General features: G+C 72.1%; 14 protein-coding genes. 6 read left to right on the top strand and 8 right to left on the bottom strand.

The window, feature by feature from the left end; translation table 11 throughout:
* Nucleotides 1-8 precede the first annotated feature (8 nt).
* The 4 genes from ACZ6SQ_RS17775 (at nt 9) to ACZ6SQ_RS17760 (ending at nt 3,840) form a co-directional block, all read left to right on the top strand.
* Nucleotides 9-956, top strand: a complete 948-nt coding sequence (locus ACZ6SQ_RS17775; protein WP_469562634.1) for an ABC transporter permease — start codon at nt 9-11, stop codon at nt 954-956.
* Nucleotides 953-1,768, top strand: a complete 816-nt coding sequence (locus tag ACZ6SQ_RS17770) for an ABC transporter permease (RefSeq protein ID WP_469562631.1) — start codon at nt 953-955, stop codon at nt 1,766-1,768. Before ACZ6SQ_RS17775 ends, ACZ6SQ_RS17770 begins: the two co-directional genes overlap by 4 nt.
* Complete coding sequence (locus ACZ6SQ_RS17765) at nt 1,765-3,174, top strand: ABC transporter ATP-binding protein (RefSeq protein WP_469562629.1); 1,410 nt, start codon at nt 1,765-1,767, stop codon at nt 3,172-3,174. The genes ACZ6SQ_RS17770 and ACZ6SQ_RS17765 overlap by 4 nt, the downstream gene beginning before the upstream one ends.
* Before the next feature lie 69 nt (nt 3,175-3,243).
* Complete coding sequence (locus ACZ6SQ_RS17760) at nt 3,244-3,840, top strand: HD domain-containing protein (protein WP_469562624.1); 597 nt, start codon at nt 3,244-3,246, stop codon at nt 3,838-3,840.
* A gap of 72 nt (nt 3,841-3,912) precedes the next feature.
* Here ACZ6SQ_RS17760 and ACZ6SQ_RS17755 read toward each other — a convergent pair whose 3' ends face one another.
* Together ACZ6SQ_RS17755 and ACZ6SQ_RS17750 are read right to left on the bottom strand one after the other, a co-directional pair.
* Nucleotides 3,913-6,333 carry an endonuclease/exonuclease/phosphatase family protein gene (locus ACZ6SQ_RS17755; RefSeq protein WP_469562622.1) on the bottom strand — a complete coding sequence of 807 codons (2,421 nt, stop codon included), beginning with the start codon at nt 6,331-6,333 and terminating at the stop codon, nt 3,913-3,915.
* Between the two features lie 246 nt (nt 6,334-6,579).
* Nucleotides 6,580-6,942, bottom strand: a complete 363-nt coding sequence (locus tag ACZ6SQ_RS17750; protein ID WP_469562620.1) for a DoxX family protein — start codon at nt 6,940-6,942, stop codon at nt 6,580-6,582.
* Between the two features lie 201 nt (nt 6,943-7,143).
* Here ACZ6SQ_RS17750 and ACZ6SQ_RS17745 point away from each other — a divergent pair, with 201 nt between their 5' ends.
* Nucleotides 7,144-7,998, top strand: coding sequence for a LysR family transcriptional regulator (locus tag ACZ6SQ_RS17745; RefSeq protein WP_469562618.1), 855 nt, complete (start codon nt 7,144-7,146; stop codon nt 7,996-7,998).
* 152 nt (nt 7,999-8,150) lie between these two features.
* On the opposite strand, the gene ACZ6SQ_RS17740 is transcribed toward ACZ6SQ_RS17745, so the two are convergent.
* The 3 genes from ACZ6SQ_RS17740 to ACZ6SQ_RS17730 all read right to left on the bottom strand — a co-directional run bounded on the left by ACZ6SQ_RS17740 (nt 8,151) and on the right by ACZ6SQ_RS17730 (nt 10,460).
* Nucleotides 8,151-8,474, bottom strand: a complete 324-nt coding sequence (locus tag ACZ6SQ_RS17740) for a hypothetical protein (protein WP_469562616.1) — start codon at nt 8,472-8,474, stop codon at nt 8,151-8,153.
* A 43-nt stretch (nt 8,475-8,517) separates the two neighbouring features.
* Nucleotides 8,518-9,219, bottom strand: coding sequence for a DJ-1/PfpI family protein (locus tag ACZ6SQ_RS17735; RefSeq protein WP_469562614.1), 702 nt, complete (start codon nt 9,217-9,219; stop codon nt 8,518-8,520).
* A gap of 272 nt (nt 9,220-9,491) precedes the next feature.
* Nucleotides 9,492-10,460, bottom strand: a complete 969-nt coding sequence (locus ACZ6SQ_RS17730; protein WP_469562611.1) for a LysR family transcriptional regulator — start codon at nt 10,458-10,460, stop codon at nt 9,492-9,494.
* A gap of 134 nt (nt 10,461-10,594) precedes the next feature.
* Here ACZ6SQ_RS17730 and ACZ6SQ_RS17725 point away from each other — a divergent pair, with 134 nt between their 5' ends.
* Nucleotides 10,595-12,787 carry a M4 family metallopeptidase gene (locus ACZ6SQ_RS17725; RefSeq protein WP_469562609.1) on the top strand — a complete coding sequence of 731 codons (2,193 nt, stop codon included), beginning with the start codon at nt 10,595-10,597 and terminating at the stop codon, nt 12,785-12,787.
* A 126-nt stretch (nt 12,788-12,913) separates the two neighbouring features.
* Here ACZ6SQ_RS17725 and ACZ6SQ_RS17720 read toward each other — a convergent pair whose 3' ends face one another.
* From ACZ6SQ_RS17720 to ACZ6SQ_RS17710, 3 genes are all read right to left on the bottom strand, one after another.
* Nucleotides 12,914-14,605 carry a hypothetical protein gene (locus ACZ6SQ_RS17720; RefSeq protein WP_469562607.1) on the bottom strand — a complete coding sequence of 564 codons (1,692 nt, stop codon included), beginning with the start codon at nt 14,603-14,605 and terminating at the stop codon, nt 12,914-12,916.
* A gap of 101 nt (nt 14,606-14,706) precedes the next feature.
* Nucleotides 14,707-15,804: a PP2C family protein-serine/threonine phosphatase gene (locus tag ACZ6SQ_RS17715; RefSeq protein WP_469562605.1), complete on the bottom strand. Its 1,098-nt coding sequence runs from the start codon at nt 15,802-15,804 to the stop codon at nt 14,707-14,709.
* 104 nt (nt 15,805-15,908) lie between these two features.
* Nucleotides 15,909-16,724 (bottom strand): GNAT family N-acetyltransferase, encoded by an 816-nt coding sequence (locus ACZ6SQ_RS17710; RefSeq protein ID WP_469562602.1) that lies wholly within the window; start codon nt 16,722-16,724, stop codon nt 15,909-15,911.
* Nucleotides 16,725-17,067: the final 343 nt, after the last annotated feature.

Below are 17,067 nucleotides of genomic sequence, written 5' to 3'. Positions count from 1 at the left end.
CGACTCGCGTGACCGGGCGCCTCTCCTGGACCGGCCGCCGCCTGCTCCTCGGGCTGGTGCAGACGGCGGCCGTCGTCGTGTTCGTCTTCGCCCTCACCGAGGCCCTGCCCGGGGACGCGGCGGTCGCCCTGGCCGGCGACCAGCCCGACCTCGAGCGCATCGCCCGCATCCGCGCGGCGCTGGACCTGGACCGGCCCGCCGCCGAACGCTTCCTGGACTGGGCCGCCGGACTCGTCCGCGGCGACCTCGGCACCTCACTGGTCGGCGGGCGGCCCGTCGCCGGCCTGCTCGGCGACGGCCTCGGGCCCACGGCGCTGCTCGCCGGCGTCACCCTCGCCGTGCTGCTGCCGCTGTCGGCCGGGCTCGGCGTGCTGTGCGCCCGCCGCGAGGGCGGCTCGCTGGACCGCACCCTCAGCGCGCTGACCCTGGCCGTGCACTCCGTGCCCGAGTTCGCCCTCGGCGTGCTGCTGGCCGGCCTGTTCGGGCTGTGGCTGGGCTGGCTGCCGCCCACCGCCGTCGGCGCCGACCCCCTGACCGAGCCGGCCGTGCTGGTCCTGCCCGTCCTCGTCCTGGTCTCCCGGCCCGTGTGCACGATCAGCCGCCTGGTGCGCGCCGGGATGATCGACGCGATGGCCTCGCCGTACGTCGCCCAGGCCCTGCGCTACGGCATCGGCGGCGCCCGGGTCCGCTGGGCGCACGCCCTGCCCAACGCCCTCGCGCCGGCCGCCCAGCAGGTGGCCCGCACCTGCGACTGGCTGCTCGGCGGTGTGATCGTCGTCGAGGCCCTCTTCGTCGTCCCCGGGCTGGGCACCGTACTCGTCGACGCCGTCGCCGCCCGGGACCTGCCCGTCGTCCAGGGCATGGCCGTCGTCTTCGGCACGGTCACCGTCCTGGTCAACCTCGGGGCGGATGCCCTCACCCGCGCACTCGCCCCGCGTGCGGGGGCCGCCGCATGAGGCGTCACCTGTCCAGGTACGGGCTTGCCCTGGCGCTGTTGGCCGTGCCCCTGCTGCTGGCCGTCGCCGGGCCGCTGTTCGCCGGACCGGCCGGACCGCGCGCGATCTCGTTCGCGACGGGTGACGGGCACTGGCTGGGCACCGACTTCAGTGGCCGGGACGTCTGGCGGCAGGTCCTGCTCGGCGGCCGTTCCGTCGTTCTCGTGGCACTCGCGGCCACCGGTCTCGCCTATCTGGTCGCCGTCCCGCTCGGCCTGAGCGCCGCGCTCACCCGACGCGCCTGGCTGGAGGAGGCCCTCATGCGGCCGCTCGACGTCGTGCTCGCCGTGCCCTCCCTCCTGCTGGTGCTGCTGATGGCGGCGACCCTCACACCGGGCCCGGCCGGACTGGCGGTGCTGGTCGGAGCGGCGGCCGTGCCCGACGCCGCGCGCGTGGTGCACGCGGCCGCCGCCGAGGTGGCCGCGCGGCCCGCGGTCGAGGCCCTGCGGATGCAGGGCGAGTCCTGGTGGCGCACGGCGGTCGGCTACGTGGCCCGCTCCCTGCGCCGTACGCTCGCCGCCGACGCGGGGATCCGGCTGACCGGTGCCCTGTATCTGGTGGCCACGGCCGCGTTCCTCGGGATCGGCGTCGAGCCGGACGCCGCCGACTGGGCGGTGATGGTGGACCGCAACCGCACGGGCCTGTTCCTCCAGCCGTGGGCCGTGGTGGTGCCCGCCCTGCTCGTCGCGGCCCTGTCGATGGGCACCAACCTGCTCTTCGACGCCGTCCTGCACACCCCGGCCGAGGCCACGAGGAAAGGAGGCCGGGGATGAACCCGGTCGCGGAGGTCGAAGGACTGCGTGTGGAGGTGGCCGGCAGTGTGCTCGTCGACGGTGTGAGCCTCACCGTCCGCCCGGGCCGTGTGACGGCCCTCGTCGGGCCCTCGGGCAGCGGGAAGACCACCACGGGACGGGCCCTTCTCGGCGAGTTCCCGCCCGGCGCCCGGATCGAGGGCCGCGTCCGCGCCCCGGGGCCCGGCGCCGTCGGCTACGTACCCCAGCACCCCGCCGCCGTCCTCAACCCCGCCCGCCGCGCCGGAGCCCTGCTGAAGGACATCGCGGCCCGCCGAGGCGGAACGCGCCGCGAGATCCGGGAGGCCGTCGAACACGCCCTGCGCCTGGCCCAGTTGCCGTCGCCCGACCTGGTGCTGCGCCGCTACCCCCACCAGTTGTCGGGAGGCCAGCAGCAGCGGGTCGTCATCGCCCAGGCACTGCTCCTCGGCGCCAGGCTGATCGTCCTCGACGAACCCACCACGGGACAGGACCCGGCCACCCGACAGGGCGTGGTGGAAGCGCTGGCCGATGTCGCGCGGCAGGGCATCGCGCTGGTCCTGCTGAGCCACGACCTGGACACCGTAGGGAAGTTGGCCGACGAGACGGTCGTGCTGCGCGCGGGCCGAGCGGTGGAACGCGGCCCCTCACCCGAGGCACTGTCCGCCGGGCCGCGTCCCGCGATCCCGCCACGACGAAGCACGATGGCAGAACCGTCCGGTACACGGCTGACCGTCCGGGCGCTCACCGCCCGCCACCGCACCGCGCGCGGCCCCGTGCCGGTCCTGCACGACCTCACGCTGTCGGTCGCGCCGGGTGAGTGCCTGGCCGTCACCGGCCGCTCCGGCAGCGGCAAGACCACCCTCGGCCGCTGCCTGGCCGGGCTGCACTCCGTCTACGACGGTGCGGTCCTGCTCGAAGGCGCCCCGCTGCCGCGCAGCCTCCGTTCCCGCACCCGCGCCGAACTGGTAGCCGTGCAGTACGTGTTCCAGGACCCCAGGGCGGCCTTCGACGAACACCGCCCCGTCCTGGACCAGGTGGCCCGAACCGCGGTCCGGCTGCGTGGCACCGACCGCACCACCGCCCACCGGAGCGCCGCCCGGACACTGGAACAGCTCGGCCTGCCCACGAGCCTCACCCTCCGCCGCCCCACCACTCTGTCCGGTGGTGAGCTCCAACGGGCCGCCCTGGCACGGGCCCTGCTCGCCGGACCCGCCGTCCTCGTCTGCGACGAGATCACCTCCGGCCTCGACCCCGCGACCCGCGACACGATCCTCACCCATCTGTCCGCACTCCGTGAACGGACAGCGCTGAGCCTGGTGTTCATCAGCCACGACCACGACGCCGCCACGGCTCTGGCCGACAGAACGGCGGTCCTCGACGGAGGCCGGGTGGTGACGTGCGGGTAGCCGCTTCGCCGGCGGCGCCGGGCGACCACGTCGACGTACGCTGACCTGCTCGCTTGCTACGCTCCGCGGATGACCCTTCCCAGCGTCGAGGACATCCGTGCGCTGCATGAGAAGTACGCGCCGACTCCGGAGGCGTTCGATGCCGTCCACACGCACTGCGAGATCGTCTGGAACGTCGCCCAGAGTCTCATCGACGCGGCCGGACTGCCGGTGGACGCCGACCTGGTGAGAACCGGCTGTCTGCTGCACGACATCGGGGTCTATCACCTCTACGACGCCGAGGGCCACCTCGACTACAAGAGTTACGTGCGCCACGGGGTGCTCGGGCACGAGATCCTCGCCGAGGAGAACCTTCCCGAGCGCGTCCGCCGGTTCTGTTCCTGCCACACGGGTGTCGGACTGACCCGGGAGGACATCGTGGCGCAGGATCTGCCCCTGCCCCGGCGCGACTTCCTCCCGGAGACGGCGGAGGAGCGGCTGGTCATGTACGCCGACAAGTTCCACAGCAAGACCAGCCCGCCGCGGTTCTGGACCGTGTCCTCCTACGCCCGCCACATCGGACGCTTCGGCAGCGCGAAGGCGGAGGCGTTCGAGGCGTTGCGCGCCGAGTTCGGTGAGCCGGACGTGCCGGCTCTGGCCGCCCGCTTCGGACACAGATGGGAGTGAACCCGTCCCCGGGGACGGGTGTCCCCCGCCCGGTGGCGGAACCGGGCGGGGGACCTGGACGGACGCCTCGCGTCAGGGCTTGACGCGGACCACCTGCGGGTCGTGGTCGGACGCCTGGTCGGCGAACTCGCTGTTGATGTGCACCACGTCGTAGCGGACGTGCTGCGGCTTCAGCGCGGGGCTGACCAGGATGTGGTCCAGCACCTGGGAGTTGCCCTGGAAGACGTACGAGTAGCGCTCCGACTCGGGCAGTTCGTTCACCAGGTCGCGCAGCACACCGTCCTGGGTGAGGGTCTGGAGCGCGGGTGAGAACTGGTAGTCGTTGAAGTCGCCGAGCGAGACCACGCGGGCGCTCGGGTCGGCCGCGAGCAGCTTGGCGACGAACGCCTGCTCCACCGCGGCCTGCTTGAGGCGCTGCGTCTCCGAGCTGCGGGTGGGGGCCTGGAAGCGGCTGTCCAGGCCCTGGTCGCCGCCCTTGCTGTTGAAGTGGTTGGCGATGACGAAGACCGGCTTGTTGTGGAACCGGAACTGGCCGATCAGCGGCTTGCGGCTGGAGTTCCACGCCTCGTCGCCCGGGTCGATCCGGCCCGGCGAGGCGGTCAGCGAGGTGCACTTGCCGGTGCCGGTCACGTCCACCGCCGTGGTGGCGTCGCCGCCGGGTATGTCGGTGAAGGAGACCCGCTCCGGGTTGAACAGGAACACCTGCCGGATGTTGCCGCCGGGCTCGCCCCCGTCCTTGCCGTTCACCGGGTCGACGGAGCGCCAGTCGTACGCCGGGCCGCCGGCCGCCCTGATCGCCTCGACGAACTCGGCGACGGTGGCGTCCGCCCCGACCGTGCCGTCGTTGACCGGGCCGTTGTCGTCCTGGATCTCCTCCAGGGCCACGATGTCGGGCGAGCGCAGGTTGGTGACCACGCCGGCCGCCAGTGCCGCGAACTTCTCGTCGCTGTCGCCCGGGTCGAGGTTCTCGACGTTGTACGTGCCGATCGTGAGCTCGCTCGGCAGCGCGCGCTCGGTGACCTCCCGCTGAAGTCCGCCCGACTGCAGGGCGCCGAGCCGCGTGGCCGCCATCGTGTAGCCGCCGAACTGGGTGTAGTCCAGCGGGCCGCTGCTGGCGCCGGTGAGGCTGTCGCCGACGTCGGCGACCGGGAAGTCGTCGGCCGGGCCCAGCGTCTGGACCATGATGCGGCCGGGGTTCGGCCGGTCGTAGCCGAGGTAGACCACACCGCCGCGGGCCGAACGCGGGTCCTCCTCGCGGGCGTCCACCCACAGCTCGCGGTACTCGTTGGAGGCCTGCACCACGGGAACGTCACGGACCTCGACGTTCATGCCCTCAAGGGACTCGTACAGGTCGAGCGCGTAGGTGCCGGGCTGGAGTTGCAGGGCCTCGATCGAGCCGCCCGCCGCGTCCGGGGCGTACGCCGCCGGGACGGTGGAGCCGTCCAGCACGACCGGGGCGGGCACCTGGTTGTCCGAGGAGACGACGGTGACCTTGGGGTTGGTCAGCTCGGTGAGGGACTGCGAGCCGCCGGAGCTGTTCGGGTAGTACTCGCTCACCTTGGCCGTGACCAGTACGGCGTCACCGACCTTGACGGCGGGGTCGGCGCTGCCGGTGTAGACGAAGACGCCCTCACTGGTGGCCGGGTCCGCGTCCGGGTTCGGGTCCTGGATCCAGAAGCCCTTGGAGCCGTAGGTGCGTACGGCGGTGACGACTCCGGGGACGCCCGCGATGGTCTTGCCGGCCGCCGACGAGAGGCGGGTGGCGCCCTGGATGTCGTGGATGCGCAGCGTGCCGGGCTCGGTGGGGCCGTTGTCGGAGCCGCCCTCGGGGGCCTCGCCCGCGGCGTTGACCGGAGAGGGCGCGCCGGCCCTGAGGTCGGCGGCGTTGTCGTCGGTGTCGGCGAGGGAGGCGCCACGGGCCACCGAGGCGGTGTTCGAGGCGCCCGGGGCCGGCGCCGTGCCCTCGCGGACCACGGCGGTGCCGAAGCCCACGAGGTCGACGATGCGCGGGTCGGCGGCGCAGTCCGCGGCGGTCTTGCAGTTCAGCGCGGCGGTGCCGTCGACCAGCGCAATGGTGCCGGTGGTGGCGGACAGGGCCAGGTTGCCGGTGGCGTCGGCGGTGGGCAGGTCGACGGTGCCGCCCGCGCCCGCCGCCTCGCCTATCAGAAAGCGGCCGCCGGGCGCGATCGAGCCGCTCAGCGCGGTGACGCCCCAGCGGCTGCCGGCGCTGGGGCTGCCCGGCAGGTACTGCACGCTGTAGCCGGTCAGGCCGAAGGCCGCCGCGGAGGGGTTGCCGAGCTCGATGAAGTCGTTCTTCAGCGTGGCACCGGAGTTGCCGCCACCGCCGTACACCTCGGCGATGACCGCGCCGGTGGACGGGACGGCGACCGCGCCGGGCAGCGGGACGAGCACCAGGGACGCGGTGACCGCGGCGGGCAGGGTGGCGCGCAGCAGCGTGCGGCGGGAATGGCGGGAGACGATGGGGCTGGGCACCGTTGCGGAGCTCCTTCTGGGAAGAACAGAGCCCGGCAGCCGTGCCGGCGCCGGGTCGTGAGGGTTCGTCAAGTCAGGGTCGACGGAGGAGGCCGGTGGCGTGTCACGCGGATCCAGACGTGAAGATACGCGCGTAGAAGATGACGTAACAAGGGCCTGGACGTGAACTCCTCGCAACCGCGACGGGCTGCCGCGCCGGCGTTCCCGCAGGTCCGTTCGACGCGTCCCGCCGTCTTCGCGGCGCGGTCACACCGCCGTCGCCGCCAGCCCGACGGCGACGGCCGCGGCCAGCAGCAGCGTGATGTTGAGCCCTACTTGATGGTCCCCACGGCGGAGGTGAACCCTGGTCGCGCCGATCTGGAGGACCACGAACCCGGTGGCCGCGGCCGTGGCCAGCCACGGCGCGACGCCGGTCAGCGGCGGGAGAATCAGCCCAGCCGCGCCGAGCACCTCGACCACGCCGATGGCCCTGACGGCCGGCATCGGCGTGGAGTCCACCCAGGCCATCATCGGGCGGAGCTGCTCGCGGCTGCGGATCGACTTCAGCACGCCCCCGTAGAGATAGAAGGCGGCGAGCAGACCGGCGACGGTCCAGTATGCGATCTTCACGATGTCCGTTCCTGGTCGCGGGGCGTGGGGTGGGCGCATCACCGTCCCGGGATCCGCCGGCCCCTCGGCGGGCCGACGGCGGCCACGGTGACGAGCGGGCTCATGGCCCGCCGCGGTGAGTGCTCCGATTCCACGCCCCGGGCGCCGCCCGCGTCCAAGACCTGCTCCGCGGCCTCGATACCGTGCGGGTATCGTCGCAGTATGGAGCTACGCACGCTGCGCTACTTCGTGGCCGTCGCCGAGGAACTCCACTTCGGCCGGGCCGCCGCCCGGCTGCACATGAGCCAGCCGCCGCTGAGCCGGGCGATCAGACGGCTGGAGGCGGAGCTGGGCGCCACGCTGTTCGACCGGGGCCCCACCGGTGCCACCCTCACCGCCGCGGGCACCGTACTGCTCGACGAGGCACGCGCCCTGCTCGACCGGGTCGAGCGGACACGGGCACGCGTGGCCGCGGCGGCGGGCGATTCCGTCGTCACCGTGGGCATCCTCGGCGACAGCACCGATCCCCGTGCCCTCCGGCTGGCCGACGCCTACCGCCGGCGGCACCCGCGGGTCGAGGTCCGCGTCCGCGAGACCGGGCTGACCGATCCCACCTGCGGTCTGCACGCCGGACTGGTGGATGTCGCCCTGAGCCGTGGGCCGTTCGACGAGACCGGCCTTGCTGTGCACGAACTGCGGGCGGACCCGGTGGGCGCCCTGCTGCGCTCCGACGATCCACTGGCCCGCAGCGGCAGCCTGAAGCCGGCCGATCTCGCCGACCGCCGCTGGTTCCGGTTCCCGCGGGGCACGGACCCCGCCTGGCAGTCCTACTGGAGCGGTGGTGAACCTCGCGAGGGTCCGACGGTGCGAACGGTCCAGGAGTGCCGCCAGGCCGTCCTGTGGAACGGCACGGTCGGCATGACCCTCCTCGACCACGAGCCCGCCGAGGGGCTCACCGTGGTGCCGCTCATCGGCATGCCGCCGAGCCGTGCGGTGGTGGCCGTGCGCGAGGGTGACATCACGCTTCCGCTGATCCGCTCGTTCGTCCGGACCGCGATCGCCGTGTATCGGCACTGAGCGCACGGGAGTTCGGTACGGCGACCCGTCCGGGACCGGTGCTGAGTGCCGGTGTTCGGTACGGCTACCCGTCCGCGACGGGCACTGAGCGCGCGGGAGTTCGGTACGGCTACCCGTCCGCGACGGGCACTGAGCGCCGTAGTTCGGTACCGCTACCCGTCCGCGACCGGCCGCAGGGCGCGGCGGCGGCCGGTGACCTTCGAGGCCGGGAGGCGACCTGCCCTGGAGGTTCCCGTCAGGGTGCCGTCGTGGGCGACCGTCACCGCGAAGGCCAGGTTCAGGCGCATGGGCTTGGTGATCCGCTGCTTCCAGGTGAGCCGGTCACTCTCGAGTACGACGTCGCTGAGCGGCACCTCCTCACCCGACCCGTGGGCGGTGCCGGTCAGGACACCGTCCTCGTGCCGGAGTTCGACCACGGCCTTGACGGTGCCGATCGGGGTGGCTATGGACAGGTCCCAAGTTCCTTCGACGGACATGCTGTTGTGCTTTCTGGTGAGGGGGGACAGGGGGCTGGAGAACTCAGAACGCGGCGGGCGCCGGGCCCTTTCGGCGCCAGACCGTGCCGCGGCGCTCATGGGCGAACAGTTCCTCCACGGCGTGGGCGATCCGGGGGCCCAGCTCGCGTTCCAGCAGATACAGGGCGAGGTCGAGCCCGGAGGTCACACCGCTGCCGGTGACGAGGTCGCCGTCGTCGACGACCCGGGCGCGCACAGCGTGGACGCCGGTGGCGTCGAGCAGGTCGAGGCCGAGGCGATGGGTGGTGGCGTGGCGGCCCTCGAGCAGGCCTGCCATGGCCAGGACGAGCGAGCCGCCGCACACAGTAGCGACCGTCACCCGAGGGTTCTCCATCGCCGCACCCAGCAGTTTCGGGAGGTCGGTCTTCAGGGTGCGGCCGAGCAGTACGGGGATCAGCTCGTCCCGAGGACCGTCGGCCTCGACCGGGTCCTCGCCCGCGTCCTCGCCTGGGACATCGCCGGGTTCGCCGACGCGGCCGGACGCTCCCGGCACCAGGACGATGCCGGGACGCGTGGGGTCCAGGGCGGCGGTCGCGCGCAGGGCCAGGCCGCCGGTGCCGCTGACCACCTCCCGTGGTCCCTCGGCGGACACCAGCTCCACGGCCAGCGCGCCGTCGGCGGCGACACCGCCCGCGTACAGCACCTCGTAGGGGGCGACGGCATCGAGCGGATCGAATCCGTCGAAGAGGACGATCTGTGCGTGCATGGACGAGTGCTCTCCGTTTGATCGATGAATTCGGCGTCGAACTGGGCATGCCTGCGAGGCCGGTTGTTCATTGCGCGGGATTTCCTGTGCCATGTGGTGGCAGCACGAAAACGAAGGAAAGCGCGCCGCGGACCGCGGTGAGGCGGTGCGAGAACCTCCGTAATCAGGCCCCGGACCAGCAACGGAACCGTGCGCTCGGTCCAGAATTTATCGGGATCACGGGCCGGTAATGAGAGGCATTAGTGCCGCGTGCCGACGGATAATCGCCAGCCCTACTCCGAGTCCTCCGACGCCGGGTGCAGTTCGGGCCGGGCGTCCCACCACTCACGGTGGAACGCGTTGTTGTCCACGTTCGCGAGATAGGCGCGGGCGGCCGCGCGGTAGAGCAGGTCCGCCTGCAGGGTGGAGACCGCCGAGCGGTTCCAGGCGATCCGGATACGGCCGGTGACGGGGTCGCCGAGCAGGGGGCGGAGCACGGTTCCCTCGGTGACCGGGGCGGTCGGCTGGCTCAGTGAGATGGCCCGGCCGGCGGCGATCAGGCCCCACTGCATCTTCCGGTCCGTCACCCGGTGCCGCATCAGCGGCGTGAATCCTGCCTTGGCGCAGGCGGCCACCAGCGCCTCGGGTCCGCCGTCGTCGTCCTCCACCAGCATCATCCAGGACTCGTCGGCCAGTTCGGCGAGCGCGATCCGCTTCCGGTCCGCCAGCGGGTGCGCGGCCGAGAGCCGTACGCAGAAGGGTTCCTTGGGTATCAGGGTGCGCGCCGTGGTGCCCTGCGGCAACGGCACCTCGTAGTCGTTGACCTCGCCGTACAGCACCGCGTCGTAGCGTCCCGCGCCCAGTTGGCGGGTGAGCGCGGTCGCCGAGTGCTCGACGGTCACCGTGATCTCGTGACGGGCCATCGCCTGCTCGAGTTCGCCGAGCAGCCGGTCGACGAGGACGAGCAGGATGCAGCCCAGACGCAGGGACGGGTGCGGGACGATGGCGCGGGCGCCAGCGGCCAGCGCGTCCATCTCGCCGAGCACCAGACGGGCCTTGCGCAGGACGAACTCACCGAGCGGGGTGGGTTCCACGCCGTGTCGCCCGCGCAGGAACAGCTCACCGCCGGCCACCCTTTCGATGCGCCGCAACTGGGCCGAGAGCGCGGGCTGGGAGACCCCGAGCCGCCTCGCGGCCCGGCTCAGACTGCCCGCCTCGGCGATCCGGCACACCGCTTCGAGGTGCCTCAACTCCAGCTTCATTGGCGCAGAGTACGCACCCCGCGGCCGCCGCACCATAACTCCCGTCCTATGCCACATGGCATGTCCCTAACTGGCCATGTCCACGCCCATACTCGCCGCAACGATCCGCCTCCCCATCCTGAACGGAGCAGACGTTGCACCCCACCAGATTCACCGCCGCCGTGACGGCCCTGGCCCTCTCGGCCGGCCTCGCGGCCGCACTCGCCGGGCCCGCGGGCGCGGCCCAGCAGGACCGGCCCGTGCCGCCACCCGGCGACGGCCGTTCCCGTGCCCTCGCCGCCGCGGACGGCGCCGCCACCAGCGGCCTGGACGAACTGCGGCACGGCGCCGACGAGGACCTCGTCCGCACGTCCGTCACCCCCTGGTCGAACGGGCTGTACTTCTCCGCGTACGAGCGCACGTACAAGGGCCTCCCGGTCGCCGGCGGCGGCGACGCCGTCGTGCTCAGCGACTCCACGGGCAAGGTCCGCGAGGTCACCGGTGCCCCCGCCCCGGCCCTCCGGCTCTCCACCGAGGCCAAGGTCGGCGCACGGGCCGCACTCGCCACCGCGCGGGCGCAGCTCAAGTCCGTGGAGTCCGCCGGCGCCCCCGAGCTGACCGTCCTGCTCAAGGCGGGCAAGCCGGTCCTGGCCTGGCACACCCTGGTCGTCGGACGCACGGCGAAGAACAAGCCCAGCTCGCTCGACACCTTCGTCGACGCCCGCACCGGCCGCGTCACCCAGGCGACCGAGAAGGTCCAGCACGCGGACGGCCGCGGCTACCACAACGGCACCGTCACCATCGACACCGCCGCCTCCTCGATGACCGACCCCAACCGCTCCGGCTTCCGGTGCGGCGGCCAGAACGGCAGCGCCTACACCGGGTCCTCCCCGTGGGGCAACGGCGGCGCCAACGACCTCGTGACCGCCTGCGTCGACATCATGTACGCCGCCCAGCGCGAGTCCGACATGCTCAAGTCGTGGTTCGGCTACAACGGCATCAACGGCCAGGGCGGCATGGTCCCGGCCCGTGCCGGACTCGCCGAGGTCAACGCCTACTACGACGGAACGAAGACCACGTACGGCCGCAACCAGAACGGCACCAACCAGCTCACCGGCATCGACGTCGTGGCCCACGAGTACGGCCACGAGATCTTCGACCGGACTCCGGGCAGCACCGGCTCGTCCAACGAGAACGGGGGCATGAACGAGTCCACCGGCGACATCTTCGGCGCGCTCACCGAGCACTACGCCAACAACCCGAACGACACCCCCGACTACACGGTCGGCGAGAAGCTGAACTTCACCGGCAACAACCAGCCGATCCGCAACATGTACAACCCGTCGCTCATCAACAACAACCCGAACTGTTACACCCAGTTGACCTCGAACACCGAGGTGCACGCGGCCGCGGGTCCGCAGAACCACTGGTTCTACCTGCTCGCCGAGGGCTCCAACCCGGGCGGCGGCAAGCCCAGCAGCCCGATATGTTCCGGCGGCCCGTCCTCCGTGACCGGCATCGGCATCCAGAAGGCCGGCAAGGTCTTCATGGGTGCCCTGCTGATGAAGACCTCCTCCTGGAACCACCCCGCCGCCCGCAGGGCCACGCTGACCAGTGCCAAGAACACCTACGGCAGCACCGAGTGCAACGCGGTCAAGGCGGCCTGGAACGCGATCGGCGTCCCGGCGCAGTCCGGTGAGACCGACTGCGGTGGCACCACCACCCCGGACTTCTCGCTCGCCCTGAACCCCTCCTCGGGTTCGGCCCAGCCGGGGTCCTCCGCCACCGCGACCGTGAACACCAGCACCACGGGCGGCAGTTCACAGACCGTCCAGCTCTCCGCGAGCGGCGCTCCCAGCGGTGTCACCGTGTCCTTCAGCCCCTCCTCGGTCACCTCGGGCAACTCCTCCACGATGACCGTCCAGGTCGCGTCGGGCACCGCAGACGGCACGTACCCGATCACCGTCACCGGCACCGGCTCCACCACGCACACCGTCACCTACCAGCTGACGGTCGGGACCACCACGCCGCCCACGGGATGCCAGAACGCCGAGAACACCTACCAGGGCACTCTGACCTCCGGTGCGTCGGCCGTCCAGCCGAACGGGTCCTACTACTACTCGGCGACCTCCGGTACCCACGCGGGCTGCCTGCGCGGACCGGCCGGCACCGACTTCGACCTGTACCTCCAGAAGTGGAACGGATCGAGCTGGGCCTCCGTCGCCGTGGACGGTGACGCCACCTCCGAGGAGGACATCACCTACACGGGCAGCGCGGGCTACTACCGCTACGTCGTCCACGCCTACAGCGGATCCGGCGCCTACACGCTGGGCGTGAGCGCCCCCTGACGGGTCCTGATCGCCCCGGTACAGGGACCTGACCCCTGTGCCGGGGGCCGGGTGCCGTGCGCGGATCAGGGGAGCCGCCACGCACCCGGGGCCGGGCCGCCGAACCTCACCGGCGGCCCGGCCCCTTCACACGTTCTCGGCCACGTCCCGCCGCTGAAGCGCCTCGCGTTCGGTGTCCGGGATCGTCATCGACTCGGCCAGCACGGCGGCGAGCGCGTTCACCTCGGTCGTGTCGACGTCCGTGGGGAAGAGCCACCGGACGTTCTCGTCGCGTGTGATGAGGTCGACCGTCAGGCGCGTGGTCTTGTCCTGCGCGGTCGTCACCCGGACGTAGCGCACCTGGTCGACCGGGATGTCCTGACGGATCTCGCCCTGTTCGAGGAACGTGTTCGCCCGGGCCGTGATGACACGCCGGTCGGTGACGGCGACCAGTGTCCTCGCCGTCGCCTTGTCCCTCGCCGCCGCCAGCTTCTCCTTCGCTCCGCTGAGGATCGCGGAAAGGGGAGCGAGAGCGTCGAGCTGATCGGGGAAGCCGAGGACGCGTACGGTCTCGCCGTCCTCCAGGAACCATCGCAGGATGCGAAGGTACGGCTCGACCTCCAGCGACCCGGGTGCGCAGACGACGCCCGGGGCCTCCAGCTCGGGGACCGGCGGACGGAGCGCGTCGGCGAGCGGCGCGATCGCCTCCAGCAGCCGGGCGGAGGTCTGGCGGGCCGCGATCGACTCCCTCCGCTTCCCCGGCAGAGGCAGCGTGTCACGTCCGGGGAGCTCGGCGACGATGCGCAGTTCTCGTGTCAGCGCGCCGACGAGGCTCGTCGTCTCGGCGAGGGCGGAGGCGAGTTCCTCGCGGGTGTCACGCACGATGACGTCGACGAGCCGGGCCTCACCCGCGTCCTCTGATCCGGCGGCTCTCGCCCGCGCGGCGCGGAGCGCCTGGTAACCGGTCCACGCCTTGACGGAGGACAGCAGGGCGTTGGCGTCGAAGACGACTGCCTCGGCGTTCGTCTCCAGATACTCGCGGCGACCAGGCGTGCCGAGCCGCTGGATCTGCCGGATGTGACCGCCGACGTTCAGCCGGTACAGGTCGAGCTGCTTGCGCAGCGCCGCCTCGCTGCCCGCCACGGTCTCCCACAGGGAGGTCGGGACCGATTCGACCTTTCGCGCCTGGTCCACCGCGCGATCGATGGTGGCGACATGCGCAGTCAGTTCGGACCACTGGGCGTGGCGGACAGCCGTGAGTACCTGGCTCGTCAGCGCGATGTTGGTTCTGACCAGGCCTGTGATCTCGCTCAACTGCATCTGAAGCGCGACCATGGCCAGCGCGGGACCCAGCGCGGCAGCGGTCTGCGCCGCGCTCACCGCGGTCACGGGGATGATGCGGGCCTGATGGACGATCCTGCCGTTCAGGAAGACCGCTCCGAGGTGCGCGCCGTCCTTGACGGCGAGCGTTCCGCCGGCGTTCAGCACGGCCTGTGTCGCCTCGCTGAACCTGTAGAGCCCCTGCATGCCGGCGAACGCGTTGCCGAGGTTGCCGGCCGCGGTCGCCGTGTTCCCGACCGAGGCGAGGACGGTGGAGAGCTGCCGTCGGTCGGCGACCGGCACGAGCCCGAAGTCGACCAGATCGGGCTCGAGTTCCGCCGGGACCTCACCGAAGACGACAGCGATCCCTGGCAGCACCTCCGCCAGGACGGTCGACGCCGTCGCCGATCCGATGTCCGAGCCGGGTATCGGATCGCCAGGAGCGGGGGAGTCGTCGGCCTGGCCTCGACCGTTCTCCTCAGGCTCGCCGCTCTCCGTCGAGTCCGAAGGGTCCTGCATGCGATCTCCTCCCCACGGGGCGCACGACGGCCAGACGTCGTCGGCGTTCCCCGCGCGGAAGTCTACGGCTCGGCGACCCGCGCGATCCGGACGAACAGGTGTCAGGCGAGGGCCAGGGCGAGTACCGCCTGGTCGTCCTCGTCGGCGCCGTCCGCCCAGTTCTCCGTGTCGGCGGCCAGGAAGGCGACGACGGCGGCCGGGTCGGCGGGGCGGCCGCGGAAGTGTGCGTCGAGGCGTTCGAGGACGGGATAGAACACGCCGTCGGCGTCGCGGGCCTCGCTGATGCCGTCGGTGTGCACGACCAGGACCTCGCCCGGTGCGAGCGGATGATCGGTGGCATGGACCGGCAGGGCCGAGAGGTCTCTGAGGCCGAGCGGGGGCGCGGGGACCGTGGCCAGGCGTCGGGCGCCGTCGGGGCCGACGGCGATGGGCGGCGGGTGACCGCGGTCCACGACGCGCACGCAGTCATGGCCCAGCTCCATCACCAGCGCGGTCACGAACAGTTCGAGGTCGCCGGCCGGTCCGCGCGGGCCGTTGCGCTCGATGCTCAGCTCCAGCCGGTCGGCCAGAGACGGAAGGTCGGCCCACTCGTGCGCGGAGACACGGAAGCCGCCCAGCACCGCCGCGACCGTCTGGACCGCGTCCAGTCCCTTGCCGCGGACGTCACCGATGATCGCTCGTACGCCGAACGGCGTCTCGAAGACGTCGTACAGATCGCCGCCGACCAGTGTGCCGCCCTCGCCCGCCCGGTAGTAACCGGCCGTACGCACCCGTCCGGTGGTGGGCGGCAGGGGTCGCAGCAGCGTCCGTTGCATGGCCTCCGCCACGGAGTTGGCCCGGATCAGATGCCGTCTCGTGCTCTCGCGCTGCTGGGCGAGGGCGACACTGATCAGGCCGATCAGGGCCGTCGCCGTGTACAGGGCCACGTGATGCTGCTCGGTGAAGTGCCCCGGACGCCGCCACGCCATCAGCATCTGAAGCCCGAGGCAGACGACCGCGGTGACCGCCGTGCCCTTCGGTCCACGGGTCGCGGCGGCCAGCGGGGGAGCGCCCACGAGAAGGAAACTGACCGGCTCCCGGCCCCGTAGTGCCGCCTCCACCGTCAGGTCGAGGAACACCACGACGGTCGGCAGCCACCACACCCACCCCCGCCCCCGGAGAGTCCGCCGCCGACGGGACGGCAAGGTGTCAGAAGCCACTCGCGCACTGTAGATCCACGTCGGCGCCCCCAACGGTCCGGCGCGCGGGAGCGGGCCGTCCGGCGGCCGAACCGGCCCGGACCCGCGCGCCACCGTCGAGCGGCCTATCGGACGTCGGACCTGAGACCGTAGAAGCCGATCGGGGAGTTCGGCACGAAGCCGATGCGCGGGTACACCGGGGCTCCGGCGACCGTGGCGTGCAGGGTCGCGCGGGTCAGTCCGGTGGCCCTGCCGCCCTCGTGCAGCGCCTTGCGCGTCACCGCCTCGCCGTAGCCGCGGCGCTCCCAGGCCGGGTCGGTCGCGACGAGGATCACGAACAGACGCCCGTCGGCCTCGACCGTCGCGGCGCAGGTGACGGGAACACCGTCCCGAAGGCCCAGGTAGGCGTACACCTCGCCCGTCCACAGCGTGGACCCGGCGAGGCCGTCCCGGCCGTGCTCCAAGGGGAACCCGTAGGCGCGCGCGTTGATGTCCGCGTACGCCCGCAGATGCGCCCCCGTGGTGACGCGTACGAACGTCAGGTCGGGATGCGTGGGGTCGGGCACGGGCAGCAGGTCTCCCGCCATGCCGGTCCCGGGGAACGCGTGGACGAGTCCGGCCTCGTCCGCCAGCCCGTTCAGCCGCGCGCGGGCCTCGTCGGTGAGCAGGTCCTCGAAGATCCACAGGAAGCCCGGCCGGGTCTTCTCGCGCATGACGGCGACCGCCTGCCGCAGGCGCTGTCCGAGAACATCGGCGTCCGCGCCGGCATCGGTCAGCGTGAGGCAGTTCCAGAAGGGGAACAGGCCGTCGGCCCACCGGACGGCGATGCCGGGCAGGTCCCTGACATCGGCCTCGGGATCACGGTCGAGCACCATGGTCCGCCAGACGCCGGCGAGTTGCTCCATCGACTCGACCGCGTCGGTCCGCACCGTTTCCGCCATCGATTCCTCTCACCTGGTCGATCGGGACAGAAGTGGCCGAGTCACCCTATGCGGTGGACGGGTGAAAGCGTCCCGGGACCGGCGGGAGTCGGCCGGGAACTTTCGCTCCGCGAAGCCGGCCGGCCGCCTCGAACGGGAAGGCCGAGGCGGCTGTGTGCACCGGTCGTTGTCCTTTGCGGCGGCGGGATCTGCCTCCCGGATCTCGTCGACGCGAGCGGGTGCCCGTAGATGTCGGTCCGTCAAATCTTCAACATCACAGTGGACTTGGCCGAATGTGATCGCCGATCCGCACCTGATCGCCGGACGGCGCCGAGGGTCCGATCGTGCAAGTGGTCTAGATCAC

It is taken from the genome of Streptomyces sp. NPDC048600 (assembly GCF_055587025.1).
Note: the sequence above shows the minus strand (reverse complement) of the source record. Positions and strands in the feature narration are given on the sequence as shown.